The sequence below is a fragment of the Streptomyces sp. NPDC034111 genome, from assembly GCF_055575375.1.
Genome location: NZ_JBVIST010000014.1, coordinates 113,250 through 135,930, shown reverse-complemented (window position 1 = coordinate 135,930; position 22,681 = coordinate 113,250). Strand labels below are relative to the sequence as shown.

24 protein-coding genes are annotated in these 22,681 nt (G+C 71.9%); 6 read left to right on the top strand and 18 right to left on the bottom strand.

Going from position 1 to position 22,681, the window contains the following annotated elements; translation table 11 throughout:
• The first annotated feature begins 426 nt into the window (after nucleotides 1–426).
• Nucleotides 427–1,116 carry an SCO3374 family protein gene (locus tag ACZ55A_RS26825; protein WP_468844930.1) on the top strand — a complete coding sequence of 230 codons (690 nt, stop codon included), beginning with the start codon at nucleotides 427–429 and terminating at the stop codon, nucleotides 1,114–1,116.
• On the opposite strand, the gene ACZ55A_RS26820 is transcribed toward ACZ55A_RS26825, so the two are convergent.
• The 10 genes from ACZ55A_RS26820 to ACZ55A_RS26775 all read right to left on the bottom strand — a co-directional run bounded on the left by ACZ55A_RS26820 (nucleotide 1,047) and on the right by ACZ55A_RS26775 (nucleotide 9,727).
• Nucleotides 1,047–1,385, bottom strand: coding sequence for a histone-like nucleoid-structuring protein Lsr2 (locus ACZ55A_RS26820; protein ID WP_468845079.1), 339 nt, complete (start codon nucleotides 1,383–1,385; stop codon nucleotides 1,047–1,049). The genes ACZ55A_RS26825 and ACZ55A_RS26820 overlap by 70 nt on opposite strands.
• A gap of 156 nt (nucleotides 1,386–1,541) precedes the next feature.
• Nucleotides 1,542–2,060 (bottom strand): amino-acid N-acetyltransferase, encoded by a 519-nt coding sequence (locus ACZ55A_RS26815; protein ID WP_468844927.1) that lies wholly within the window; start codon nucleotides 2,058–2,060, stop codon nucleotides 1,542–1,544.
• 9 nt (nucleotides 2,061–2,069) lie between these two features.
• A complete protein-coding gene (locus ACZ55A_RS26810) occupies nucleotides 2,070–2,573 on the bottom strand; it encodes a BlaI/MecI/CopY family transcriptional regulator (protein WP_468845076.1) in 504 nt (167 codons plus the stop codon).
• Nucleotides 2,574–2,762: 189 nt separating this feature from the next.
• The gene (locus tag ACZ55A_RS26805; protein WP_468844924.1) at nucleotides 2,763–2,942 is read right to left on the bottom strand and encodes a hypothetical protein; all 180 of its coding nucleotides are present in this window, start codon (nucleotides 2,940–2,942) and stop codon (nucleotides 2,763–2,765) included.
• A gap of 79 nt (nucleotides 2,943–3,021) precedes the next feature.
• Nucleotides 3,022–3,663, bottom strand: coding sequence for a hypothetical protein (locus ACZ55A_RS26800; RefSeq protein WP_468844921.1), 642 nt, complete (start codon nucleotides 3,661–3,663; stop codon nucleotides 3,022–3,024).
• Nucleotides 3,664–3,756: 93 nt separating this feature from the next.
• The gene (locus ACZ55A_RS26795; protein WP_030081646.1) at nucleotides 3,757–4,554 is read right to left on the bottom strand and encodes a type III pantothenate kinase; all 798 of its coding nucleotides are present in this window, start codon (nucleotides 4,552–4,554) and stop codon (nucleotides 3,757–3,759) included.
• Between the two features lie 5 nt (nucleotides 4,555–4,559).
• Nucleotides 4,560–5,630, bottom strand: coding sequence for a carboxylating nicotinate-nucleotide diphosphorylase (gene nadC, locus ACZ55A_RS26790; RefSeq protein WP_468844918.1), 1,071 nt, complete (start codon nucleotides 5,628–5,630; stop codon nucleotides 4,560–4,562).
• Nucleotides 5,631–5,697: 67 nt separating this feature from the next.
• Nucleotides 5,698–7,503 (bottom strand): L-aspartate oxidase, encoded by a 1,806-nt coding sequence (locus ACZ55A_RS26785; protein ID WP_468844915.1) that lies wholly within the window; start codon nucleotides 7,501–7,503, stop codon nucleotides 5,698–5,700.
• Nucleotides 7,500–8,726, bottom strand: coding sequence for a pantoate--beta-alanine ligase (gene panC, locus ACZ55A_RS26780; protein WP_468845073.1), 1,227 nt, complete (start codon nucleotides 8,724–8,726; stop codon nucleotides 7,500–7,502). Before panC ends, ACZ55A_RS26785 begins: the two co-directional genes overlap by 4 nt.
• Before the next feature lie 11 nt (nucleotides 8,727–8,737).
• Complete coding sequence (locus tag ACZ55A_RS26775) at nucleotides 8,738–9,727, bottom strand: Rossmann-like and DUF2520 domain-containing protein (RefSeq protein ID WP_468844912.1); 990 nt, start codon at nucleotides 9,725–9,727, stop codon at nucleotides 8,738–8,740.
• Between the two features lie 222 nt (nucleotides 9,728–9,949).
• Between ACZ55A_RS26775 and ACZ55A_RS26770 the strand changes: the two genes are divergently transcribed.
• A complete protein-coding gene (locus ACZ55A_RS26770; protein WP_468844909.1) occupies nucleotides 9,950–11,188 on the top strand; it encodes a threonine aldolase family protein in 1,239 nt (412 codons plus the stop codon).
• On the opposite strand, the gene ACZ55A_RS26765 is transcribed toward ACZ55A_RS26770, so the two are convergent.
• A complete protein-coding gene (locus ACZ55A_RS26765) occupies nucleotides 11,164–11,400 on the bottom strand; it encodes a hypothetical protein (protein WP_468844906.1) in 237 nt (78 codons plus the stop codon). The genes ACZ55A_RS26770 and ACZ55A_RS26765 overlap by 25 nt on opposite strands.
• Nucleotides 11,401–11,500: 100 nt before the next feature.
• Here ACZ55A_RS26765 and ACZ55A_RS26760 point away from each other — a divergent pair, with 100 nt between their 5' ends.
• Nucleotides 11,501–12,610, top strand: a complete 1,110-nt coding sequence (locus ACZ55A_RS26760) for a DUF5937 family protein (RefSeq protein ID WP_468844903.1) — start codon at nucleotides 11,501–11,503, stop codon at nucleotides 12,608–12,610.
• A gap of 80 nt (nucleotides 12,611–12,690) precedes the next feature.
• Here ACZ55A_RS26760 and ACZ55A_RS26755 read toward each other — a convergent pair whose 3' ends face one another.
• Both ACZ55A_RS26755 and ACZ55A_RS26750 read right to left on the bottom strand, forming a co-directional pair.
• On the bottom strand, nucleotides 12,691–13,374 hold the full coding sequence (locus tag ACZ55A_RS26755; RefSeq protein WP_468844901.1) for a response regulator: 684 nt from the start codon (nucleotides 13,372–13,374) through the stop codon (nucleotides 12,691–12,693).
• Nucleotides 13,375–13,448: 74 nt separating this feature from the next.
• The gene (locus ACZ55A_RS26750) at nucleotides 13,449–14,657 is read right to left on the bottom strand and encodes a sensor histidine kinase (protein WP_468844899.1); all 1,209 of its coding nucleotides are present in this window, start codon (nucleotides 14,655–14,657) and stop codon (nucleotides 13,449–13,451) included.
• 172 nt (nucleotides 14,658–14,829) lie between these two features.
• Between ACZ55A_RS26750 and ACZ55A_RS26745 the strand changes: the two genes are divergently transcribed.
• Complete coding sequence (locus ACZ55A_RS26745; protein ID WP_468844898.1) at nucleotides 14,830–15,873, top strand: SAM-dependent methyltransferase; 1,044 nt, start codon at nucleotides 14,830–14,832, stop codon at nucleotides 15,871–15,873.
• Nucleotides 15,874–15,917: 44 nt separating this feature from the next.
• On the top strand, nucleotides 15,918–17,060 hold the full coding sequence (locus ACZ55A_RS26740) for an NADH-quinone oxidoreductase subunit D (protein WP_468844896.1): 1,143 nt from the start codon (nucleotides 15,918–15,920) through the stop codon (nucleotides 17,058–17,060).
• 128 nt (nucleotides 17,061–17,188) lie between these two features.
• On the opposite strand, the gene ACZ55A_RS26735 is transcribed toward ACZ55A_RS26740, so the two are convergent.
• Nucleotides 17,189–17,821 carry a TetR/AcrR family transcriptional regulator gene (locus tag ACZ55A_RS26735; protein ID WP_468844894.1) on the bottom strand — a complete coding sequence of 211 codons (633 nt, stop codon included), beginning with the start codon at nucleotides 17,819–17,821 and terminating at the stop codon, nucleotides 17,189–17,191.
• Nucleotides 17,822–17,896: 75 nt separating this feature from the next.
• Here ACZ55A_RS26735 and ACZ55A_RS26730 point away from each other — a divergent pair, with 75 nt between their 5' ends.
• Nucleotides 17,897–18,391 (top strand): DUF1453 domain-containing protein, encoded by a 495-nt coding sequence (locus ACZ55A_RS26730; protein WP_468844891.1) that lies wholly within the window; start codon nucleotides 17,897–17,899, stop codon nucleotides 18,389–18,391.
• A 282-nt stretch (nucleotides 18,392–18,673) separates the two neighbouring features.
• On the opposite strand, the gene ACZ55A_RS26725 is transcribed toward ACZ55A_RS26730, so the two are convergent.
• The 4 genes from ACZ55A_RS26725 to ACZ55A_RS26710 form a co-directional block, all read right to left on the bottom strand.
• Nucleotides 18,674–19,966, bottom strand: a complete 1,293-nt coding sequence (locus ACZ55A_RS26725) for a hypothetical protein (protein ID WP_468844888.1) — start codon at nucleotides 19,964–19,966, stop codon at nucleotides 18,674–18,676.
• A 64-nt stretch (nucleotides 19,967–20,030) separates the two neighbouring features.
• On the bottom strand, nucleotides 20,031–20,996 hold the full coding sequence (locus tag ACZ55A_RS26720) for an ABC transporter substrate-binding protein (protein WP_468844886.1): 966 nt from the start codon (nucleotides 20,994–20,996) through the stop codon (nucleotides 20,031–20,033).
• Between the two features lie 12 nt (nucleotides 20,997–21,008).
• On the bottom strand, nucleotides 21,009–21,788 hold the full coding sequence (locus ACZ55A_RS26715; RefSeq protein ID WP_468844883.1) for an ABC transporter permease: 780 nt from the start codon (nucleotides 21,786–21,788) through the stop codon (nucleotides 21,009–21,011).
• The gene (locus ACZ55A_RS26710; protein ID WP_468844880.1) at nucleotides 21,788–22,522 is read right to left on the bottom strand and encodes an ABC transporter permease; all 735 of its coding nucleotides are present in this window, start codon (nucleotides 22,520–22,522) and stop codon (nucleotides 21,788–21,790) included. Before ACZ55A_RS26710 ends, ACZ55A_RS26715 begins: the two co-directional genes overlap by 1 nt.
• Between the last annotated feature and the right edge of the window lie 159 nt (nucleotides 22,523–22,681).

The window sequence follows — 22,681 nt, the reverse complement described above, 5'->3', positions numbered from 1 at the left end:
GCGGGGCGGGACAGCTCATTCCAACTGCCGACACCCGTCCGGATCACCCCCGCTCCGGCGGGGAAATTTACTGCCGAACAGCTGACATCTGCTCCAACTCGATGGTGCGAGACGATGTTCCCGCAGGCCAGGCATATACGCCCTCCGCCACTACGCCCGTGGCGAACGCGACCTTCCCCGACACGCCGCCCGCATCCCGCCATCGGCCGGGCCTGAGCGCTTTGTACGCCGGTCACACCGTCTCTTCCCACTGAGACTGTCTTACCCGCTGCCACTGACACTCCATGCGGCGCGGGCCGCTTCCATCCGCTACGGGCGAACATCCGCGCGCCGCCGAATGCTCCGCAACGCCCCCTTCGCCAACACACTCCGCATCTACGCTTACACCCAGCGTAACTTCCCGGGTTGTGGGGAGTTGCACCGGTCATGGCCCGCGTCCTCCCGCGCCCGAGAAGCCCCCTCACCGCCGTCCGCGAGTGGTACGAGGACGAGCTGGGCTGGCCGACCACCGGACCGGAACCGGTCGAGCTGCTGACGGGGCTGCGCTTCGACGTCCTGGAGATGCCGGCCGAGGCGGGCCGCGCCGTATTGCACCGGGGACTGCGCACCGGCCCCGTGGCGCTCCTCAGGGCCGGACGCGACGGGAATCAGCCCGGTGATCGGCCGAAATTGCTCATGCTGATCACGGTCGGCGGTGCCGAGGAACTCCCGGGAATCCTGGAATGGCTCGAGTGGGGCGGTCTTGCGCCGGATCTCACGGCGCGTGGATCCGGAGACCGGATGCCCGCACCGGCGATCCCCACTGGCACTTCACCGCCATCACTGCCCTGCGGATTCGGCTCGAGGGAGGCCGCGGGATGGCTGCGACCTCCCCGGCCGGGGTACGAGGTGGAGAATTCCCTGCCCACCACGGGGTTCGGGACAGGATTCGGGGACGGTGCGGCCGCCCCCGACCTCGTACGGCTCGTGAGCGCGGCGGCGACGGAGTGCCACCGTGCCCGGTTGTTGTGTGCTCGTAATGCCCAATCGGACCGCTCTGGCGGCGATCAGGCGTTGGCCTTCTCGAATGCCTCGCGAATGTCGGCGGGGACACGGCCGCGGTCATTGACGTTGTAGCCGTTCTCCTTCGCCCATGCACGGATCTTCGCAGTGTCCTGGCTGCCGCCGGAAGCCGCCGCCGCACGCGCCTTGCCGCGCCCGGCGGAACGCCCACCGGTGCGGCGACCGGCCTTGACGAAGTCCGCCAGCGAGTCACGCAGCTTCTGCGCGTTCGCGTCGGAGAGGTCGATCTCGTAGGACTTGCCGTCGAGAGCGAACGTCACCGTCTCCTCCGCCTCGCCGCCGTCGAGGTCGTCGACAAGAAGAACCTGAACCTTCTGTGCCACCGGTTTCCCTTTCATCGAATGCGGATTACGACGGAAAGCAAACCGCTTTTCCGGGAAAAACACAAACCCTTGGGTAGGGTTCAGTTGCCCGCAGACCGGGGAACGCATGCTTCCGTAGCCATGAGATAGGGGAGCGATTCGGACATAGAACACTCATCACAGGTGCAGAAGCATCCGGCTGTTACCCAGGGTGTTCGGCTTCACTCGTTCGAGGCCAAGGAACTCCGCAACGCCCTCATCATAGGAACGCAGCAGCTCACTGTAGACATCACCGTCTACGGGAGCCTCGCCGATCTCCACGAAGCCGTGCTTGACGAAGAAGTCGACTTCGAAGGTGAGACAGAAAATGCGCCGTACTCCGAGCCAGCGCGCGGTGGCCAGGAGCTTGTGCAGCACTTGATGGCCGACACCGGTGCCCTTCAGCCGCGGGTCCACGGCCAGGGTGCGGACCTCCGCCAGGTCTTCCCACATCACGTGGAGTGCTCCGCAGCCGACGACCTCGGCATCTTCGTCGCGCTCCGCCACCCAGAACTCCTGGATGTCCTCGTAAAGCGTGACGGTGGCTTTGTCGAGCAGGATCCCGTCACGTGAGTAGGAGTCGATGAGACGGCGTACGGCCGGTACATCGCTGGTCCTGGCGCGACGGACGGTGAGCCCTTTTGAATGCGGAGGCATGCCGGGACGCTATCGCCCCTTGCCGCCGGCGTTCGCTCCGGGTTCATCCCCTTCCGCGGAACCGGCTTCCCGGTCCGCTTCCGCGACGCCTTGTGCTTCGTCTTCTTCCGCGGTTGCCACCGGTTGTGCCTCTGGTGCCTCTTGTTGTGCGCCTTCCGCGGCCGGTGCGCCTTCCGGGTCTTCCGGTTCGTCGGCTTGCACCATCCGTACGGCATCGCGCAGGGCATGGCGTTGTTCCGGCGACATCATGCCGAAGAAGGCGACAAGAGCGGCCGCGGGGTTGTCGCTGGCGGACCATGCCTCGTTCATCAGTGCGGCCGCGTAGGCGGCGCGAGTGGAGACCGCCTCATATCGATAGGCGCGGCCTTCTGCTTCGCGGCGCACCCAGCCCTTCTGATGGAGGTTGTCCAATACGGTCATGACCGTCGTGTAGGCGATCGACCGTTCCTTCTGAAGATCTTCCAGGACTTCTCGAACGGTGACCGGGCGGTTCCACTCCCAGACCCGCGTCATGACCGCGTCTTCCAGATCACCCAATGGTCTCGGCACACAAGAACAATAGTGGGAAATGTCCCGAATGCCCGTTGATCTCGCCCCGCGTTTGCGCCGTCTCGTCGCGGCCGGCGGGAAACGATCTACGGCCCGGGACGGTGGGTCCCGGGCCGTGACGGTGCACGCCGGCCGCCGTGACGGCCGGGCGGATCAGGCGCCGTGCGCGGTGGCCTCCTGGCCGGTGGACTCGGCGCGGGCGAGCGCGGCGTCCACGGCGGCGTCCTCCTTGGACTTGTTGGCACCGCCCTGGCTCTTGATCATGGTCACGATCAGGGCGGTGAACGCCACGGCCATCACCGCGGGCGGGAGCAGCGCTGCGACGTAATCCATGGCGTGCGGCCTCCTTATAGGGCGTGAGCCTTCGACAGGGCGGAGCCTTCGAAAAGTACGCAGCAAGGGTACGCAGTGCTCAGGCCGTGCGGCTCTCGGGGGGCGGGGCGGGCTTGCGGCGCGGCGGGAAGACCTCCCCCGGGGTGGGGATCGGCCGGTCGGGGCGCGGGGGCTTCGGCGCCGGTTCGCGTTGCGGCTGCGGGGCGGGCGGCGGCTCCTTCTCGGGTTCCCGCTCGCGGCCGCTGCGGGCCGCTGAGCGGCCGCCTGGCAGCGCGCGGAGCCGCACCCGGACGGATTGTTCGGCCAGCTGCTCGCAGTGGCGCAGCAGGGCGCTGCGGCGCTCCCGCTCCGCCGTCCCGGTGCGCCCGGTGCGCAGTGAGCGCAGGGCGGCGAGGTCGTCGGCGCCGGGGACGTACCCGTCCGCCAGCGCCTCCTTCAGCTGCGCGAGGTAGCCGGCGGCCGAGCCGGGCAGGGCTTCGCGGTAGCGGGCGAGGTCGGCGAGGAGGAAGGCGCGCAGCCGGCCGCCTTCGCGGACCGCTTCGTCGACGGCCTCGGCCAGCCGGAGGTATTCCTGGATGTCCTGCGGCCACTCCGGGCCGAGGGCGGCGAGCGGCGCGGAGTGGTCCGTCGTCTGGAGGGCATGGGCGAGGGCGCGACGGAGCACACGCAACTCATCGGCGCTGAACGCCATGCCGCCGCGGGTTCCGTTTGGCATTGGCATATGGCGACTTTACGACCAATTCCGACAAAAGCCGCTTAATTCGTGACTGGTGGCGCGGCCGCGAGCCGCGCCACCCCCGCACCGGTCAGCCGCTCACGACCGGGCGATGTTGCGCTCGTAGACCAGCCGCAGCCCGATGAGGGTGAGCCAGGGCTCGTGCGCGTCGATCACCGAGGACTCGCCGAGCACCATCGGCGCCAGCCCGCCGGTGGCGATCACGGTCACCTCGTCCGGGTCCTCTGCCAGTTCCCGCGCCATCCGCTGGACCACCCCGTCGACCTGGCCCGTGAAGCCGTAGAGGATGCCGGACTGCATCGCCTCGACGGTGTTCTTGCCGATGACGCTGCGCGGCCGGGCCAGTTCGATCTTGCGGAGCTGGGCGCCCTTGACGCCCAGCGCGTCCACGGAGATCTCGATGCCCGGCGCGATCACCCCGCCGACGTACTCACCGCGCGCGCTGACCGCGTCGAAGGTGGTGGCGGTGCCGAAGTCGACGACCACCGCGGGACCGCCGTAGAGCTCGACGGCGGCCAGGGCGTTGATGATCCGGTCGGCGCCGACCTCCTTCGGGTTGTCCATCAGGATCGGCACTCCGGTCTTGACGCCCGGCTCCACCAGGACCGCCGGCACGTCCCCGTAGTAGCGGCGGGTGACCTCGCGCAGTTCGTGCAGCACCGAGGGCACCGTCGAGCAGATGGAGATGCCCTCGATGCCGTCGCCCAGGTCGTCGCCGAGCAGCGGGTGCATGCCCATCAGGCCCTGGAGGAGGACGGCGAGCTCGTCGGCGGTGCGGCGGGCGTCGGTGGAGATGCGCCAGTGCTCGACGATCTCCTCACCGTCGAACAGACCGAGCACCGTGTGGGTGTTGCCTACGTCGATGGTCAGCAGCATGGCGATCAGCGGTCCTCACGCAGACCGGCGCCCGGGGAGCCGGTGTCCTCGCCCTCGTCCTCGCGCAGGTCGAGGCCGATGTCGAGGATCGGCGAGGAGTGCGTGAGCGCACCCACCGCCAGGTAGTCGACGCCGGCCTCGGCGTACGCCCGGGCGTTGTCCAGGGTCAGCCGGCCCGACGACTCCAGCATCGCGCGCCCGGCGACCAGCTCCACGGCCTCGCGGGTCTGCTCCGGGGTGAAGTTGTCCAGCAGGATCAGGTCGGCGCCCTCGGCCAGGATCGGCGGGATCTGGTCGAGCCGGTCGACCTCCACCTCGATCGGTACACCGGGGAACTCCGTCCGCACGGCCGTGAACGCCGCGGCCACGCCGCCCGCCGCGACCACGTGGTTGTCCTTGATCAGCGCCGCGTCCGACAGCGACATCCGGTGGTTGACGCCGCCGCCGCAGCGCACCGCGAACTTCTCCAGGGCACGCAGCCCGGGCGTCGTCTTACGGGTGTCGCGGACCTTCGCCCCGGTCCCCTCCAGCAGGTCCGCCCAGGCCCGGGTGGCGGTCGCGATACCGGACAGCCGGCACAGGATGTTCAGCGCGCTGCGCTCCGCGGTGAGCAGGTCGCGGGTGCGGGTGGTGACGCTCAGCAGCTTGGTGCCGGCTTCCACCCGGTCGCCGTCCTCGACGTGCCGCTCGACCGCGAACTCGTCGGTGCACACGATGGACAGCACCGCCTCGGCGATCCGCAGCCCGGCGACCGTACCGGCCTCACGGGCGGTGAAGTCGCCGGTGGCGATGGCGTCCTCGGGGACGGTCGCCACGGTCGTGACGTCCACGCCCTGGTCGAGGTCCTCCTCGACGGCGAGGTGCGCGATGTCCTCGACCTGTACGGGGTCGAGCCCGGCGGCCACCAGGAGCGCGGCCAGGTCGGGGTCGAGCCCGCAGGTCAGCGGGTCGAGTTCGGACGAGCCGTCGTCATCGCCGGCGCAGCCGCAGGCATCGCCGCAGCCGCCGCCGGTGGGGGCGCCGCCGGTGGGCCCGCCGATCTGGAGGAGGGGGAGGTCGTCGGGGGTGCTGCTCACGGGATGGGCTCCGTATCCGGGGAGAGGGGTGGTCTGTGGGCTGTTGTGGCGGGTGGTGCGCCGGTGGCTACGGGGTGAGCGCCGGCGGGAAGCCGGCGGTCTCCGTCGTACGGATGGTCAGCGCACGGTCCGCGCCGAGGGTGATGCGGAAGTGCCGGCGCCAGTCGGCATCGTCGCGGTCCGGGTGGTCCTCGCGCCAATGGCAGCCGCGGGTCTCCTCACGGCGCTCGGCCGCCGCGACCAGCACCCGCGCGACGCACAGCAGGTTGGTGGCCTCCCAGGCCTCCACGCCCGGCTCGGGGCTCTTCTGGGCGGTCCGGTCGGCCGGCTCGTCGTCGGTGCCGGCGCTGCGGCGGGCGCCGTTGGCGGCCGCCTCGGTGGCCTCACGGTGGAGGCGGTCCAGTTCGGTGGCCGCCTTGGCGAGACTTCCGGCGCTGCGCAGCACGCCGGCGCCTGCGGTCATGATCCGCTGCACGGCCGTACGGGTCTCGGGGGCGAGCAGCGGAAGGGTGGTACGGGGCGCGGAGGGGACCACCGGGGCGGGACCCGCGGAGGTCCGCGGCGCGGGTCCCCCGGCGATGTCCGAGGCGATCCGCTCGGCGAAGACCAGGCCCTCCAGAAGGGAGTTGGAGGCGAGGCGGTTGGCACCGTGGACGCCGGTGCAGGCGACCTCTCCACAGGCGTAGAGGCCGGGGACCGTCGTACGGCCGCGCAGGTCGGTGCGGACGCCGCCGGAGGCGTAGTGCGCCGCCGGGGCGACGGGTATCGGTTCGGTGACCGGGTCGATGCCGTGGCTGCGGCAGGCGGCGAGGATGGTCGGGAAGCGGTGCTCCCACATCTGGGCGCCGAAGTGCCGGCCGTCCAAGTACATGTGCTCGACGCCCTGTTCCTGCGCCCGGCGCAGGATCGCCTTGGCGACGATGTCGCGCGGCGCCAGCTCGGCGAGCTCGTGCTGCCCGGCCATGAAGCGGACGCCGTCGGCGTCGACGAGGTGCGCGCCCTCGCCCCGTACGGCCTCGGAGATCAGCGGCTGCTGGCCCTCCGCCTCCGGGCCCAGATACAGGACGGTGGGGTGGAACTGGACGAATTCGAGATCCGAGACCTCGGCGCCGGCGCGCAGCGCCAGGGCCACCCCGTCCCCGGTGGAGACGGCCGGGTTGGTGGTCGCGGAGAAGACCTGGCCCATGCCTCCGGTGGCGAGCACCACCGCCGGGGCGTGCACGGCGCCGACGCCGTCGTGCTGGCCCTCCCCCATGACGTGCAGGGTGACGCCCGCGGTACGGCCCTCGGCGTCCGTGAGCAGGTCGAGGACGAGGGCGTTCTCGATGGTGCGCAGTCCGGCCGCGCGGACCGCCTCGACCAGCGCGCGGGAGATCTCGGCGCCGGTGGCGTCCCCGCCGGCGTGCGCGATACGGCGGCGGTGGTGGCCGCCCTCACGGGTGAGCGCTATCTCGTCGCTGTCCGGCGTGGTGTCGAAGCGCGCACCGGCCGCGATCAGCCGGTGCACGGCGTCCGGGCCCTCGGTGACCAGGGTCCGTACGGCCGCCTCGTCACACAGGCCGGCACCGGCGACCAGGGTGTCGGCCAGATGCTGCTCCGGGGTGTCGCCGTCCCCCAGGGCCGCGGCGATGCCGCCCTGGGCCCAACGGGTGGAGCCGTCGTCCAGACGGGCCTTGGTGACCACGACGGTCCGGCGGCCGGCCGCGGCGCAGCGCAGCGCGGCGGTCAGGCCCGCCACACCGGAGCCCACGACGACCACGTCGGCCTCGATGGACCAGCCGGGGTCGGGGGCGTTCAGGCGTATGCCGGTGCCGGGTACGGGGCCGGGGCCGGTGCCTGTCGTGGTGGCAGGGCCTGTTCCGGTGTCGGTCATCGGGTCGCTCCAAGGGGGCCTTGGGGGCTGGTGGGGGGTGTATCGGGTGGTGCGGTGGTGCCGGAGGTGCCTGTGGTGCTTGTGGTGCCGGTGGTGGTGCGGTCCGTCGTGGCCGGGCCGGCACCGGTGGTGTTCCGGTGGCCGGCCGTCGCGTCCTGAGGGACGGCCGTGGTCGCCGGGGGGTTGGCCCGGAAGGTGAGACGGATGTTGTCGATCAGCCGGGTGGTGCCGACCTTGGCGGCGACCGCGAGGATCGCCTCTCCCTCGTAGGCGTCCGGGATCTCGGTGAAGTCGGACGGATCGACCAGCGCCAGGTAGTCGAGCACCAGCGGAGGTTGGAGGCCTGCGGCGTCCTCCAGGACCGTACGGGCCGCGGCGCGCGCCACGGACGGGCCGTGGAGCGAGCCCGCGGCGGCATAGGCGACGGCGTGCGCATCGGCGGCCGCCCGGTCCTCGCCGAGGGCGGCCAGCGCCACGGAACGGTCCTGCGCCCGGTGGCCCGTGGAGGCCGCACGGGCGCGCAGCGCCTCTTCGGCGGTGAGCCGGTCGCGGGCCGCGAACAGGGCGGCGGAGAGCGCCAGCGCGGTGCGCCGCTCCGGGGTGGACAGATAGCGGTTGCGGCTGGAGAGGGCGAGGCCGTCGTCCTCGCGCACCGTGGGAACCCCGACGATCTCGACGGGGAAGTTCAGGTCCGCGGCCATCCGCGTGATGACGGCGAGCTGCTGGGCGTCCTTCTGGCCGAAGAACGCGAGGTCCGGTGCGGTCAGATGCAGCAGCTTGGCCACGACGGTCAGCACACCGTCGAAGTGCCCGGGGCGGCTGGCGCCCTCCCACAGCGTGCCCATGGGCCCCGCGGTGATCCGGACCTGCGGTTCGCCGCCCGGATAGACCTCGTCGACGGAGGGCGCGAAGACCACGTCCGCGCCCGCCGCGCCGGCCAGCTCGACATCCGCGTCCAGGGTCCGCGGGTAGCGGTCCAGGTCCTCCCCCGCCCCGAACTGGAGCGGATTCACGAAGACCGTGACGACGACCTGTCCCTCGGGCCCGACCCGGCCACGAGCGGCGCGGATCAAGGACGCATGGCCTTCGTGCAGCGCCCCCATGGTCATGACGACGGCGCGCGCGCCACTACGGCGCGGCAGATCGCGCAGGGCGGCGGCGGTGTGGAGCAGCCGGATCCCGCCCGCCGACGGCTGCGAAGCCGGGGAGGGCTCGGGGCTCATGGGCGAGGAGGTCATCGGTCGCCTCCTTCGGGGCCATGGTCGGGGGTGTCGGGGTCGTGGTCGGGGGCGTCGGGCCCATGGCCGGTGGCGGGTCCGTCGCCCGCGTCCGCGAGCACGTCCAGCAGGTCTTCGGCCAGCTCCGGCTTGAGCAGTCCGTGGGCCAGTGCGCGGTCCGCCGTCGTACGGGCCATGGCGAGATACCCCGCGACACTCTGCGGGGAGTGCCGGCGCAGCTCGGCCACATGGGCGGCGACGGTGCCCGCGTCACCGCGCGCGACCGGCCCGGTCAGCGCGGCGTCGCCGGACCGCAGCGCGTTGTCCAGCGCGGCGCCGAGCAGCGGGCCCAGCATCCGGTCCGGTGCCTGCACGCCCGCGTCGTGCAGCAGCTCCATCGACTGGGCAACGAGCGTGACCAGGTGGTTCGCGCCGATCGCGAGCGCCGCGTGGTAGAGCGGCCGGGCGGATTCCGCGATCCACTCGGGCTCCCCGCCCATCTCGATGACCAGCGCCTCGGCGGCCATCCGCAGCTCCTCGGGCGCGGTGACCCCGAAGGAACAGCCGGCCAGCCGCTGCACGTCCACGGAGGTACCGGTGAAGGTCATGGCCGGGTGCAGGGCAAGCGGCAGCGCACCGGCCCGGGTTGCCGGGTCCAGCACCGCCGTCCCATAGCGCCCGGAGGTGTGCACCAGCAGCTGGCCCGGCCGTACGGCGCCGGTCTCCGCGAGCCCGCTCACCAGGTCGGCGAGCGCGTCGTCGGGGACGGTCAGCAGGACCAGGTCGGCGCGGGCCAGCACCTCGGCCGGGGTGACCAGCGGGACGTCCGGCAGCAGCTCGGCGGCGCGCCGTACGGAGGCGTCGGAGACGCCCGACACGGCGACCGGGCGATGCCCTGCGAGCTGTAGTGACGCGGCGAGGGCGGGCCCGACACGGCCCGCGCCGACGACTCCGACGGTCAGCCGGGCGGGGCGGTCCTGGGCCTCGGTGGGTGGTGTTGAGTTCACGCGGCGACGGCCTTCCGTTCCAGTCCGCGGGGGGGACCGGACGATTCCTCGCCATGCTACGCGAGTGTTTCCGGCGGGATTCAGAGCTCTGCGGACGGTGAGACATGGGTCTCGCGCGAGAGTTATCCACAGGGGTCGCGGTGCCGCGACGGGCCGGGTGATGATCGGTGCGACGGCGCGCGGGAGGCGCGAAGAAAAGACCAGGCGGGGGGCGCGACACAGATGAGGAATGCAGGCACGACATCCGACGGCTCGGGCAGGACACCGGACGGGGGCGCCGGGGACCCTCCGGGCGGCGGCTCGGCAGCCGCACCGGCCGGGCGGGCCCGGATGCTCGCGGCGTTCCACGGCTCGACGCGGGTGCTGGCGGGCGGCGTGTCCGTCGAGACCGTCCGTGAACGGCTGGGGCGACTGGTGGCCGACGCTCCCGGCGCGTACGACCTGGACAACTGGACGGACATCTACGGCAACGACGACGGCATGGTCGGCGAACTGGAGCGCCGGACCGCCGAAGCACTGGGTACCGAGGCCGCCGCCTTCTTCCCTACCGGCACGATGGCCCAGCAGGTGGCGCTGCGCTGCTGGGCGGGGCGCACCGGCAATGCGACGGTCGCCGGACACCCGCTCTCCCATCTGGAGATGCACGAACGGGATGCCTATGCGGTGGTCAGCGGGCTGCGGATGGTGCATCCGACGCACGCGCCACGGCTGCCGACCGCCGAGGAGATCCACGACCTGGAGGAGCCGTTCGGCACCCTCGCCCTTGAGCTTCCCCTGCGGGACGCCGGGTTCGTACTGCCGGCCTGGGAGGAGCTGACCGCGGTCGTGGCGGCGGCCCGGGACCGTGACGCGGTGGTGCACTTCGACGGCGCCCGACTGTGGGAGTGCGCCCCGCACTTCGGCCGCCCGCTGACGGAGATCGCCGAGCTCGCGGACAGCGTGTATGTGTCCTACTACAAGTCGCTGGACGGCATATCGGGCGCCGCGCTCGCGGGGAGCGGGGACTTCGTGGCGGAGGCCCGGGCCTGGCGGCACCGGTACGGCGGCCAGCTGTTCCAGCAGTGGCCGGCGGCACTGGCCGCCCTGGCCGGGATGGACCGTGAGCTGCCGCGCCTCCCCGGGTACGTCGCCCATGCGAAGGCCGTCGCCCAGGCGCTGGGTGAGGGACTGGCCGAAGCCGGGGTGCCGTGGTTCAGGATCCACCCGGAGGTCCCGCACACCCACCAGTTCCAGGTGTGGCTGCCGCACCCGCCGGAGGTGCTGAACGAGGCCGTCGTCCGACAGGCGGAGGAGACGAGAACGACGCTGTTCCGCAAGTGGTTCGAACCGGACCTGACCGGGCCACCCGGAGTGGCGCTGACGGAGGTGACGGTCGCCGCCTCCGCCATGGAGTGGACGCCCGGAGACGTGCACGCGGCGGTCGCGGAGTTCCTGCGTTACGTGGCGCTGGTCCGCGGATGAGCGTGGGCTCCTTCGGGGGCGGGGTGCTGCCGGGCGCGGCGGCTACCGGCCGGAAGGTGCCCGGCCCGCCCCCTGATCACGGCCTGGAGGCGCCGCCATCGGAGGATTTCGCGGAGGGTGCGGGTGAGGTGGGCGCCCGGGGGCGGCGGGGTGGCTTCGGCCTGCCGGGTGGCGCGATAGATGTCGAGGAGGTGCTGCTGAGTGGCGTTCACATGTCTCACTGTGCGGCGGCCCGGCGGGCTGGGGCGCGTCATTTGACGGGAGCCGTCAAACGACAACCGTGCAGGTCGTGGGCTCGCGCATGATGGGCGCATGGCCAACGTCATCGACATCACCGGGCTGCCGCCGGAGCGCGTCCTCTTCTCCCCCTCACCCCTGGCGGAGCTGAGCGCCGCGCTGCATGCGCTGTCCGAGCCGGGGCACCACCCCGGGCTGCACGGCTGGGTCACCGCCACCAACGCGGCGCTGAAGACCGACCTAGCCGACCGGCTGTGCGAGGCGGACTTCCTCTGGCGGTCCTCACGTTCCGACATCCTGCTGCCGGCCCGTCCCGGTGCGACGCTGGCCGAGGAGCTGGACGAGCTGGACAGGGTCGATGACGAGCGGTTCGTGGCCGCCGCGTTCGAGATCTCCTGTTCGGCGACGTACACCCGGGCCACTCCCTCGCCGCTGGTCGACGCGGCCGAGCGGGCGCGCGTACGGGAGAAGGCCGCCGCGCGCGGTCCGCGGCAGGCGGCGTTCACCGACCGGATGCTCACCGACCCCGACGGTCTGCGGGTGTGGCTGCGCCGCCTGTTCGAGGACTGCGAGGAGGCGTTCTTCGGGGACATCTGGCGCCGGGTGGGCATCCAGTTGGCGGCCGATGCCCGGCACAAGACCGAAATGCTGCGTCACAAGGGCCTGTCCGAGACGCTGTCCGCCACCTCGGCGGCGCTTTCGCTGGAGGAGGCCCAGGACGGCACCGGCGGCGCCCGCATCGTCGTCGACAAGCTGGCCGGCGGCCGTACGACGGCGTTCGCCGCCGCCGACGACCCCGGCATCACCTTCCTTCCGACGTCCTTCGGCTGGCCGCATCTGCTGGTCAGTCATGCCCCGGGCTGGCGCCCGGTGATCCAGTACCCGGTGGCCGGCCCGGAGTTGCCGGCGCCGGCGGCGCTGGAGCTCGTACAGCAGCGGCTGGAGGCGCTGGGGCATCCGATGCGGATGCAGCTGTGCCGCACGTTGTCGCGGGGGCCGCATACGACCGGCGAGCTGGCGAACGCGTACGGCATCACGTCGCCTGAGGTGTCGCGGCATGTCGCGACGCTGAAGAAGGCGGGGCTGATCCGGACGCGGCGCCGTGGGCGCTATGTGCTCCACCAGCTGGACCTCCAGGTGGTGGCCCGGCTGGGCAGCGACTTCCTCGAGGGCGTACTGCGCTGAGGGCGTCTACGGTCGCACGCACCCCTGGCCCGTACGTACTCCGGCCGTAGGCCGCAGCACCGCCCCGGGCACAGGCGTCCCTACGCCCCCGCTCCCCCCGCCCGCACCAGCCCCGTCTCGTATGCGAGCACCACCGCCTGGACCCGGTCCCGGAGGTTCAGCTTGGTGAGAATGCGGCCGACATGCGTCTTGACGGTGGCCTCGGACAGCACCAGCCGCGCCGCGATCTCCCCGTTCGACAGCCCCTGGGCGACCAGCAGCAGCACCTCCCGCTCGCGGTCCGTCAGCCGTTCCAGCTCGGGGCGGGACGGCTCGCCGGCGGTCGCGGGCAGCATCGGGGTGAAGCGGTCGAGGAGCCGGCGGGTGGTGGACGGTGCGACGACCGCGTCGCCGCTCTGCACCGCCCGGATCGCGGCGAGCAGTTCGGCGGGCGGCACGTCCTTGAGCATGAAGCCGCTGGCCCCCGCCTTCAGGGCGGAGAAGGCGTACTCGTCCAGGTCGAAGGTGGTCAGGATGAGGACCTTCGGGGCGTCCTCCTTCTGCCCGCCCTCGCAGATCCGGCGGGTGGCCTCGACCCCGTCCAGATGCGGCATGCGGACGTCCATGAGGATCACGTCGACCTTGGTGGAGCGCAGCATCTCCAGGGCCTCCACGCCGTTCCCCGCCTCCGCGACGACCTCCATGTCGGGCTGCGCGGCCAGCACCATCCGGAAGCCGGTGCGCAGCAGCACCTGGTCGTCGACGAGCATCACGCGGATGGTCATGGCAGGGAGATCCCTTCGAGCGGGTTCGGAAGCGGCGGGGCCGAGCGTACGGGGCGGGGTGGCTTCGGGGGTGGTCACTGGGCGGGTTTGAGCGGCAGTACGGCGCTGACGCGGAAGCCGCCGCCGGGCCGCGGGCCGGCGGTCAGGCTGCCGCCGACCATGCCGACCCGTTCCCGCATACCGATCAGACCGTGGCCGAGGCCGTCCGCGCCGCCTTCGTCGTACAGCCCGCGATGTGCGCCCCGTCCGTCGTCCTCGACGAGCAGATCGAGATTGTCGTCCTTGTAGAAGAGGCGGACGGTGGCGCCGGCATCGGGGCCGCCGTGTTTGCGGGTGTTGGTGAGCGCTTCCTGGACGATGCGGTACGCGGTCAGTTCGACGCTGCTGGGCAGCGGGCGCGGTTCGCCCTCCACCCGGAAGTCGACCGGGAGTCCGGCGCCGCGGACCTGGTCGATGAGGTCGCTGAGCTGCTCGACGCCGGGCTGGGGGACGTATTCGCCGCTCTCCGGCTGTTCGCCGGTGCGCAGGACGCCCAGCAGGCGCCGCATTTCGGCCAGCGCCTGGCGGCCGGTGCCGGAGATGGTCTCCAGGGCCTGCCGGGTCTGTTCGGGAGCGGCGTCGAGGACGTACGCGGCGCCGTCGGCCTGGACGACCATCACCGAGACGTTGTGGGCGACGACGTCGTGCAGCTCGCGGGCGATCCTGGCGCGCTCGGCGGCGACCGCGATCCGGGACTGCGTCTCGCGCTCCTTCTCCAGCCGGGCGGCCCTCTCCTCGAGCTGTGCCCAGTAGGCGCGGCGGGTGCGCATGGAGTCGCCGAGCACCCAGGCCAGCACGAAGGGCACGGTGAGCAGGGTGACGTAGAACAGCGATTCCACCTCCAGCAACGCCTGGCTGATGCCCGGGGCGTAGCGGACCGCCGACATGGCGGGGCCGAGGAGGGCGCCGAGGAGGGCGCACCGGGAGGCCCAGCGGGGGGCGGAGGGGGAGGAGGCGACGGTGTAGGCGATCACCAGCATCGCGAAGTTGCCGATGTTGGGCGGGACGCCGAAGATCAGTTGGCCGACGCCGATGGCGGCCGTCAGCAGGAGCATCTTGACCGGGGCCTTGCGGCGCAGCGCGACGACGAGGCCTAGGCCGATGGCGAAGAACACGGCGATGGGCTGGTGGGAGCCGCTGACCTCGGAGGCGGTCCACAGGAGGGTGAACCCGAAGAGCAGGACGGCCCAGAAGGTGTCCACTCCCGTCGGGTGCCTGCGGAGGAAGTCGTAGAGGCGCTGCACGTAACCCAGCGTAGGCAGCGTGAATAGGTGTACGGGTCAACCGGAGGAGCGATCCTCTGCGCCGGGCCTACTCCCCAAGGTGGAGACCCTATGCGCCAAATGTGGCGGACCGGGGGACGGCCGGTGCACCGGGCCGTGGGCCTGCGCGGCGCCCGGCCGTACCGTGTGGCAGGTGACGAACGAGTGGTGCGGGTGGCGGGACGCGACGGAACGGGCGCTGTACGGGCCGGACGACGGCTTCTACACCCGGCCCGGCGGTTCGGGGCCGGCCGGACATTTCCGTACCTCGGTGCATGTCTCCCCGCTCTACGCCGGTGCGGTCGCCGCGCTCCTCTGCCGCGTCGATGCCGCGCTCGGCCGTCCGGACGGGCTGGCGCTGGTCGATGTGGGGGCGGGGCGCGGGGAGCTGCTGACGGCGGTGCTGGCCGCGCTGCCCGGTGAGGTCGCCGGGCGGCTGCGCCCGTACGCCGTCGAGCGGGCCTCACGCCCCGAGGGGCTGGATCCGCGGATCGGCTGGCTGGACGAGCTGCCCGCCCCGGGGACGGTCACCGGGCTGCTGTTCGCGAACGAGTGGCTGGACAATGTGCCGGTCGAGGTCGTCGAGACGGATGCGGACGGTGTGGCGCGCCGGGTGCTGGTGCGGGCCGACGGCACCGAGCGGCTGGGGGACCCCGTCGACGGTGCGGACGCGCGGTGGCTCCGCCGCTGGTGGGCGCCGCCCCTGGAGGCCCCCGAAGGCACCGCGTACCCGGTGGGCACCCCTGGGCTGCGGGCCGAGATCGGCCGCCCCCGGGACGAGGCCTGGGCGCGGGCCGTCGGTGCGCTGCGCGCCGGGCTGGCGGTCGCCGCCGACTATGCGCACGAGAGCGGTGCCCGTCCGCTCTTCGGCACCCTCACCGGATTCCGCGACGGCCGCGAGGTGCGCCCCGTGCCGGACGGCAGCTGCGACATCACGGCGCATGTGGCGCTCGACGCCTGCGCCGGGCCGTCGGCGGTGCGGATGACCCAGCGGGCGGCGCTGCACGCTCTGGGCGTGCACGGCCGTCGTCCGCCCCTCGCGATGGCCTCCACCGACCCGGCCGGCTATGTACGGGCCCTCGGCACGGCGGGCGCGGCGGCGGAGCTGACCGACCCCGCGGGGCTGGGCGGCTTCGGCTGGCTCCTGGAGCCGGTGGGAGCGGAGTGTGCGGCGCTGCTCAAGGAGTGGGACGCCTGAGGGCCCCGGGGCCCGCCGGAGCGGCGTCCTGCGAGACTGTTCCCATGACGGAGACGACGGTCGGCATCGGCGGAGCGGCGGAGAGCACCGACATGGTGCTGAACATCGGTCCGCAGCACCCCTCGACGCACGGCGTGCTGCGGCTGCGCCTGGTTCTGGACGGCGAGCGCATCCAGCACGCCGAGCCGGTGATCGGCTATATGCACCGCGGTGCCGAGAAGCTCTTCGAGGCGCGCGACTACCGGCAGATCATCATGCTCGCCAACCGGCACGACTGGCTGTCGGCGTTCTCCAACGAGCTGGGCGTGGTGCTGGCCGTCGAGCGGATGCTGGGCATGGAGGTGCCCGAGCGTGCGGTGTGGACGCGGACGCTGCTGGCCGAGCTGAACCGGGTGCTGAACCATCTGATGTTCCTGGGCTCGTACCCCCTGGAGCTGGGCGGTATCACCCCCGTCTTCCACGCGTTCCGTGAACGCGAGGAGCTGCAGACCGTCATGGAGGAGATCTCCGGCGGGCGGATGCACTACATGTTCAACCGCGTCGGCGGCCTCAAGGAGGATCTGCCGGCGGGGTGGCTGGGCCGGGCACGGCAGGCGATCGCCGATGTGCGCTCCCGGATGGACGTCTTCGACAATCTGGTGCTGGGCAACGAGATCTTCCGCGGCCGGACCCGCGGGGTCGGGGTGCTCGCGCCGCAGACGGTGCATGCGTACGGCGTCTCCGGGCCGATCGCCCGCGCCTCGGGGGTCGACTTCGATCTGCGGCGTGACGAGCCGTATCTGGCCTACGGGGAGCTCCAGTCCACGCTCAAGGTCGTCACCCGTGAGGAGGGCGACTGCCTGGCCCGTTTCGAGTGCCTGCTGGAGCAGAGCCACAATGCGCTCGATCTGGCCGATGCCTGTCTGGACCGGATCGCGGAGCTTGCGCCGGGCCCGATCAACCAGCGGCTGCCCAAGGTCCTCAAGGCGCCGGAGGGCGCGACGTACGCCTGGACCGAGAACCCGCTGGGGATCAACGGCTACTACCTCGTCTCCAAGGGCGACAAGACCCCCTACCGCCTCAAACTGCGGTCGGCGTCGTACAACAACATCCAGGCGCTGGTGGAGCTGCTGCCCGGGACGCTGGTCGCCGATATGGTCGCCATTCTCGGGTCGCTGTTCTTCGTGGTGGGCGACATCGACAAGTAGGCGGCAAGTAGCCGGCACCGCCGCCTGACCGGCCAGGAGGGCGGCCCGGCACGTCGCCGTCCGTCCCGTCCACCCTGGCCGCTGCCCACCCTTGCCGCGATCCGTCCTGGTGGCTTCCGACCTGGTCGCTATCCGTCCTGGTCGCTTCCGTCCTTGCGGAGGGTCTCCAGATGACGGCGCAGCACGCTGCGGAGCTTGTCGGGGGTGACGCGGTCCGGCTCCAGGGTGGCCTGGAAGGTGAGGCCGTCGAGCAAGGCGGACAGCCGTAGCGTCTCCAGCTCCAGGTCCAGGTCGTCGGGCAGACTGCCGGCCTCCTGGCCACCGCGCAGCATCCGCTTCAGCAGCTCCCGCATACCGGACTCCAACTCGACGGCGTGCGGTCTGAGTTCGGGCCGGGTGCGGGCCGCGGTCGTGAAGGCCTGCCAGAGCATGCCCTCCTCCCTGCGCTCGTCGTCCAGCGGCAGGAATTCGGCGAGCAGCTGCTCGGCGCGGGTACGGCGCTCACCGGCGGCTCCGGGGTCGAGCAGCCGCTCGGCGTGGTCCGTCACCCGGTACTCGATACGGGCGCTCAGCTCCGTCATCGCGAAGATCATCACTTCGTCGTGGTTGCTGAAGTAGTGGCGGACCGATCCGACGGCCAGCCCCGCCTCCTCGGCGACATTACGGAGCGAGGCACCCTCCACCCCCTCACGGCGCACCACACGCAGGACGGCTTCGGCGACGGCGCGACGACGGGCCCGGGCATCGACGATCTTCGGCATATTGCGATTGTGGCACACCCGCGCTAAATTATTTCTGGCACGACTGTGCTAAATCATCGATTCGCAGGGGGACCCATGAACGGCTGGCTGCTGGCGGCGCTGATCCTCGCCGCCGTCGTCGCGTTGATCACCAAACGGCTGCGGGGCGAACCGGTCAACGGCCGCGAGCTGTTCGCCCCACCGGTCATCCTCATCGCCATCGGCGTCCTCGCCGTGGCCAAGGCCGAGCATCTGACCGGTACGGACCTCGTCTGGGCCGCGGCCGGCTCCGTCCTGGGCTGCGCGCTGGGCGCACTGCGCGGTGCGACGGTCCAGCTGTTCGGCCGGGACGGCGTGCTGTGGCAGCGCTATACGGGGCGGACGTTCGCGGTGGCCGTCATATCCCTGCTCGGCATGGCCGGTTTCGGGCTGCTGGCGGTGAAAATGGGCATGCACGAAGCCGCCCGCCCGGTCCAGCTGGCCATCGGTGTCAGCTTCCTGGGCGAGGCACTGGCGGTCGGCCACCGCGGGCTGGCGAGCGGCATACCGTTCGCGCCGGAGCGCCGCCGCATACTGAGCGGCCGCCTCTAGCACCGCCGGCGACACCCGGCCTGCGGGCACAGCGCCGAGCTGACCGCCCCACCGGGCAACCGACCACACGGCGCACGCAGGCCGCACCGCCCACACCCTGTGGACAGGCCTCGCTGCCGCCCCAGCCACGGCCCCAGACCCAGCCGTAGCCGCAGCCACCGCCATCGGCTCCCCCCACCCCCGCTGGGCCTCGGGACAGGCCGCCCGAAAGGCGCTTGGCCCCGGAGCTCAGGGAGCTTCGGGGCCAAGCGGTCGGACGTACCGGCGCGGCGGCCGGACGGGTCAGGAGATGGCGCTGCGCAGGACGCCGAGGTCGAGCTGTTCGGTCTCGTCGTGCGCGGTGAGGTCGATGACCTCGCCCGCGCCGCTGGTGGTCTCCCCGTCCGCGACAAGAGCGGCGTCCGCGGCGTCATCCGGTGTCCCGGCAGCGGCCGTCACACCGTCGGGCTGTTCGCCATCGGCCTGTTCGCCGTCGGTGGTGTCGCCCGCCGACAGCTGCGCACGGGCCTGGGTACGGGCCTTACGCGCTCCCGGGCGGTCCCCGGCGCGTGCGGACTGCTCCGCGACGGCCTCGTCGCCGACGACGTCCGCCAGATCGTCCTCCAGCGGCGCGGTCAGCTGCCGGGGGCTCGGGGCGGCCGCATTGCCGAAGAAGTCGAAGCCGCCCAGTTCGCGGGAAGGGGCGGGGCGCGGCGGGGTGATGGCGGCGGCGGTGGCGGGGACCGAACGGAGCGCGGAGCCGGCGGAGGGTGCCGTACCGTCCTGGCGCGCGCCATCCGTGCGCCCGGCTGCGGCCGCCTCGGCATTCCCCCGGCCGTTCTCACCGTCCTTGCCGTGGCCTGCGCTCTGGCCTGTGCTCTGGCCTGTGCTCTGGCCTGCGCTCTGGCCCGCGTTCTGCCCGGCGCCGCGGTCGCCGTTCTGCGCGGCGCGCTGGCGGGCGGCGTTGCGGGCCAGCTGACGGAGCGCCTGGTCGGCCTGGGCGTAGGCGGCGGGGGTGGGGGAGGCGGGGGCGGGGAGGCCCTGGCCTGTGGCGGGCTCGTGCCGGGCCGGGCCGGGGGTCTCCGCTGCTCGCACGAAGTTGAGAGCCCGGGGCAGGCCGGCCGCAGCCGGAGCCGGTGCGGCCGCCTCGATGGCGAGCAGCCGTCGGCCCTCCAGGGCGCTGGCCCGCTCGGTCTCGGCGGTGGCGTAACGGCGCAGCAGCTCGGCGTGTTCGCTGCGCAGCCGGGCCAATTCGGCGCGCTTGGCCCGCAGTTTGGCCTCCAGGCCGGCGCGGAGCTCGCGCGACTCCTCGACATCCGTCTCGAGCTCGGCTATCCGCTCCTCGGTGCGCCACTCGTCGCGCACCCGGGCGCGCGTGAGTTCGGCGACCTGCCGGCCGGCCTTACGGTCCCAGGTCCGCAGAAGGACGGCGCCGGTGAGTGCGGCGGCCGCTGCGCCCGCGGCGAGCACCCGTTGCACCAGATCGTCGCCGACACACCACGCGCCCGCGGCGCAGGCGAGGGACACACCGGCGACCGTCGAGGGAGGAAGCAGCCGGTGGAGGGGTGGTGATTGGCGGTGGCGTCCTCGTGGCATGGCCAGAAACTTACCGTGCGTGCGGGACCTATGGGGCCCCGCACGCCAATCCGTTTCACGCTGGTTACTTCTCGACCAATCCCTTGGAGTCCACATAAGCCCGCGCGACATCCGCGGGCTTGAGCCGTTCGGCATCGACCTTGCGGTTCAAGTTGATCAAGTCTTCGGTCGTCAGCGTCCGGGCGAGCTTCCCGAGGGCGGTCTCGATCTCCTTGTCACCGGCGCTCTTGGCATTCACCACGGGCAGCACATTGTCGGCGTTCTGGAGCTTCTTGTCGTCCTGGAGGAGCACCAGCCCGAAGTTGTCGAGCGTGGCGTCCGTGGTCGTGGTGAGCACCATCTGGTCGGTGCCGTCCTTGACCGCCTGTTTGGCCTGCGGCGTCCCGACTCCCTTGGGGTCCAGGCCGGTGATGTCGATGCCGTAGGTCTTCTCCAGGCCCGGCTTGCAGAAGACCCGGGTCTCGCACTCCTCACCCGAGGCAAGTTTGATCTTCTGCTTCGATGCGCCGAGGTCGGAGAGGGTCTTCAGCTTGTGCTCGGCGGCGAATTCCTTGCTGACCGCGAAGGCGTTCTGGTCCGTCGCCTCGCCCGCCGGCAGCACCTTGAGTCCGCGCGGTCCGGCGAGCTTCTTCAGCGCCGTCACCGTCTTGCCGATGTCGCTGGAGGCGACGGGCTTCGCCTTGGCGCCGTTCTTCTTCGCGTTGAGGAATTCGGCGAGGGTCGAGGCGTATTCCGGAACCACATCGATCTGGCCCTTCTCCAGGGCCGGTTCATACAGCTCGCGATTGGCGAGTGTCTGTACGCGGGTGCGGTAACCGGCGTCTTGCAGGAGCCGGGAATAGATCTCGGCGAGCACCTTCGACTCGGTGAATCCGGCCGAGCCGATCACGATCTCGCCCTTGCCTCCCTTGCCGTTGCCGCCGCCCTTCTCCTCCAGGCTCTGGCCACCGCAGGCGGCCAGCCCGGCTGCCAGTGCGACGACGGTGCCCGCGACGAGCGCGGTACGCGCCGCGCGTGAGGTGCTGCTCATGAATGCCACCATTCAGTCCGTTCGGATCAGGTCTGGTCCGGTCGAGTCGGGTCGGCCCTGGGCCGTACGCGAGGCCGTGGCCGTACGCGAGGAGGCACGCGGGGCCGGGGCGGTACGCGCGGCGCGCCGCCGCCCGCGCATCGGGTCGAGCAGCCGCTCCACGAGGACGAGGACGCCCTCCACGGCCAGCGCGAGCCCGGCCACCAGCAGGGCGCCCGCGACGACCTGGGCGGTGTCGTAGTTGCCGAAGCCCGCGGTGATGATCCGGCCCAGCCCGCCGCCGCCGGCGAGCGCGGCCAGCGTCACCGTCGCCACCACCTGGACGGTGGCCGACCGCAGACCGGTCATGATCAGTGGGAAGGCGAGCGGTATCTCCACCCGCAGCAGCAGCTGCGGCCCCGACATGCCCATCCCGCGGGCGGCCTCGACCACATCGCGGTCCGCCTCCCGCATGCCCAGATAGGCGTTGGTCAGCAGCGGCGGCACCGCGAACAGCACCAGCGCGATGACCGTCGGCCAGTCCCCGTACTTGCCCAGTGGGCTGAGCGTCAGCAGCACCAGCACCGCGAAGGTCGGCACCGCCCGCCCCACATTGGCGAGATTGACCGCCAGCGCCCCGCCCTTGCCGAGGTGTCCGAGCCACAGCGCGACCGGCAGGGCTATCAGGCAGGACAGCACCAGGCACAGCGCGCTGAGCCAGAGATGCTCGGTCAGGCGGTGCCACACGCCTTTCTCCCCCGCCCAGTTGGCGGCCGTCGTCAGCCACTGCCAGGCGCCCGTGATCGCCTCCATCAGCCCGCCGCCTTCGCCGTGGGGACCCCGCGCCGCGCCGGGGCCTTCGTCCGCTTCTGCGCCCGGGTCCAGGGCGTCAGCAGCCGCTGAAGGCCCATCAGCAGCAGATCGGCGAGCAGCGCCAGCAGCACACACAGCACCGACGCGGTCAGCACCTCCGCCTTGAAGAAGCCCTCCATACCGCTGGCTATGAGATTGCCCAGGCCGCCGTAGCCGACGACGGAGCCGATGGTCGTCATCGCCACCGTCGAGACCGTGGCGATCCGCACCCCAGCCACCAACGCGGGCAGCGCGAGCGGGAGTTCCACCTCGAACAGCAGCCGGGCCGGGCCGTACCCCATCCCGCGGGCGGCCTCCCGCACCTCGGCGGGCACGGCCTGGAGACCGGCGAGGATGTTGCGCACCAGGATCGTCAGCGAATACAGCACCAGACCCGTGACGACCACGGCGGCCGAGACCCCGAAGACCGGTGTCAGCAGGGCGAACATCGCCAGCGAAGGGACCGTGTAGAGCACCGTCGTCAGCCCCAGGACCGGGCCAGCCGCGCCCCGCCGGTGCCGCGCCAGCAGCGCGAGCGGAAAGGCGATCAGCAGCCCGAGCGCCACCGATACCGCGGTGATGCCGATGTGCTGGACCGTGGCGTCGACCAACTCCTGGCTGCGGGTGCGCAGATACTCACCGCAGATCCAGTCGTTCGCCTCCAGACAGCCCGGCCCGGCGGCACTTCCGCTCATGGCCCGTCACCTCCCCCGCCCTGTCGCTCACTTCTTCGGTTACCGTCTGCGACCCTAAACCCCACCACTGACAATCGTCCCGGCCCGGCAGCCCACCGGCCGTATCGCCATCGACCCGCAACACCGTGTTCACGACCGCCCGGCCACAATGGACCGGTC

Coding starts and splice junctions, on each gene's coding strand:
- ACZ55A_RS26735 (WP_468844894.1), bottom strand. CDS start 17,821: ATGCCGAAGATCGTCGATGCCCGGGCCCGTCGTCGCGCCGTCGCCGAA.
- ACZ55A_RS26760 (WP_468844903.1), top strand. CDS start 11,501: ATGGCCAACGTCATCGACATCACCGGGCTGCCGCCGGAGCGCGTCCTC.
- ACZ55A_RS26815 (WP_468844927.1), bottom strand. CDS start 2,060: ATGCCTCCGCATTCAAAAGGGCTCACCGTCCGTCGCGCCAGGACCAGC.
- ACZ55A_RS26710 (WP_468844880.1), bottom strand. CDS start 22,522: ATGAGCGGAAGTGCCGCCGGGCCGGGCTGTCTGGAGGCGAACGACTGG.
- ACZ55A_RS26730 (WP_468844891.1), top strand. CDS start 17,897: ATGAACGGCTGGCTGCTGGCGGCGCTGATCCTCGCCGCCGTCGTCGCG.
- panC (WP_468845073.1), bottom strand. CDS start 8,726: ATGAGCCCCGAGCCCTCCCCGGCTTCGCAGCCGTCGGCGGGCGGGATC.
- ACZ55A_RS26720 (WP_468844886.1), bottom strand. CDS start 20,996: ATGAGCAGCACCTCACGCGCGGCGCGTACCGCGCTCGTCGCGGGCACC.
- ACZ55A_RS26825 (WP_468844930.1), top strand. CDS start 427: ATGGCCCGCGTCCTCCCGCGCCCGAGAAGCCCCCTCACCGCCGTCCGC.
- ACZ55A_RS26800 (WP_468844921.1), bottom strand. CDS start 3,663: ATGCCAATGCCAAACGGAACCCGCGGCGGCATGGCGTTCAGCGCCGAT.
- ACZ55A_RS26785 (WP_468844915.1), bottom strand. CDS start 7,503: ATGACCGACACCGGAACAGGCCCTGCCACCACGACAGGCACCGGCCCC.
- ACZ55A_RS26795 (WP_030081646.1), bottom strand. CDS start 4,554: ATGCTGCTGACCATCGACGTAGGCAACACCCACACGGTGCTCGGTCTG.
- ACZ55A_RS26805 (WP_468844924.1), bottom strand. CDS start 2,942: ATGGATTACGTCGCAGCGCTGCTCCCGCCCGCGGTGATGGCCGTGGCG.
- ACZ55A_RS26725 (WP_468844888.1), bottom strand. CDS start 19,966: ATGCCACGAGGACGCCACCGCCAATCACCACCCCTCCACCGGCTGCTT.
- ACZ55A_RS26715 (WP_468844883.1), bottom strand. CDS start 21,788: ATGGAGGCGATCACGGGCGCCTGGCAGTGGCTGACGACGGCCGCCAAC.
- ACZ55A_RS26740 (WP_468844896.1), top strand. CDS start 15,918: ATGACGGAGACGACGGTCGGCATCGGCGGAGCGGCGGAGAGCACCGAC.
- ACZ55A_RS26810 (WP_468845076.1), bottom strand. CDS start 2,573: ATGACGCGGGTCTGGGAGTGGAACCGCCCGGTCACCGTTCGAGAAGTC.
- ACZ55A_RS26770 (WP_468844909.1), top strand. CDS start 9,950: ATGAGGAATGCAGGCACGACATCCGACGGCTCGGGCAGGACACCGGAC.
- ACZ55A_RS26755 (WP_468844901.1), bottom strand. CDS start 13,374: ATGACCATCCGCGTGATGCTCGTCGACGACCAGGTGCTGCTGCGCACC.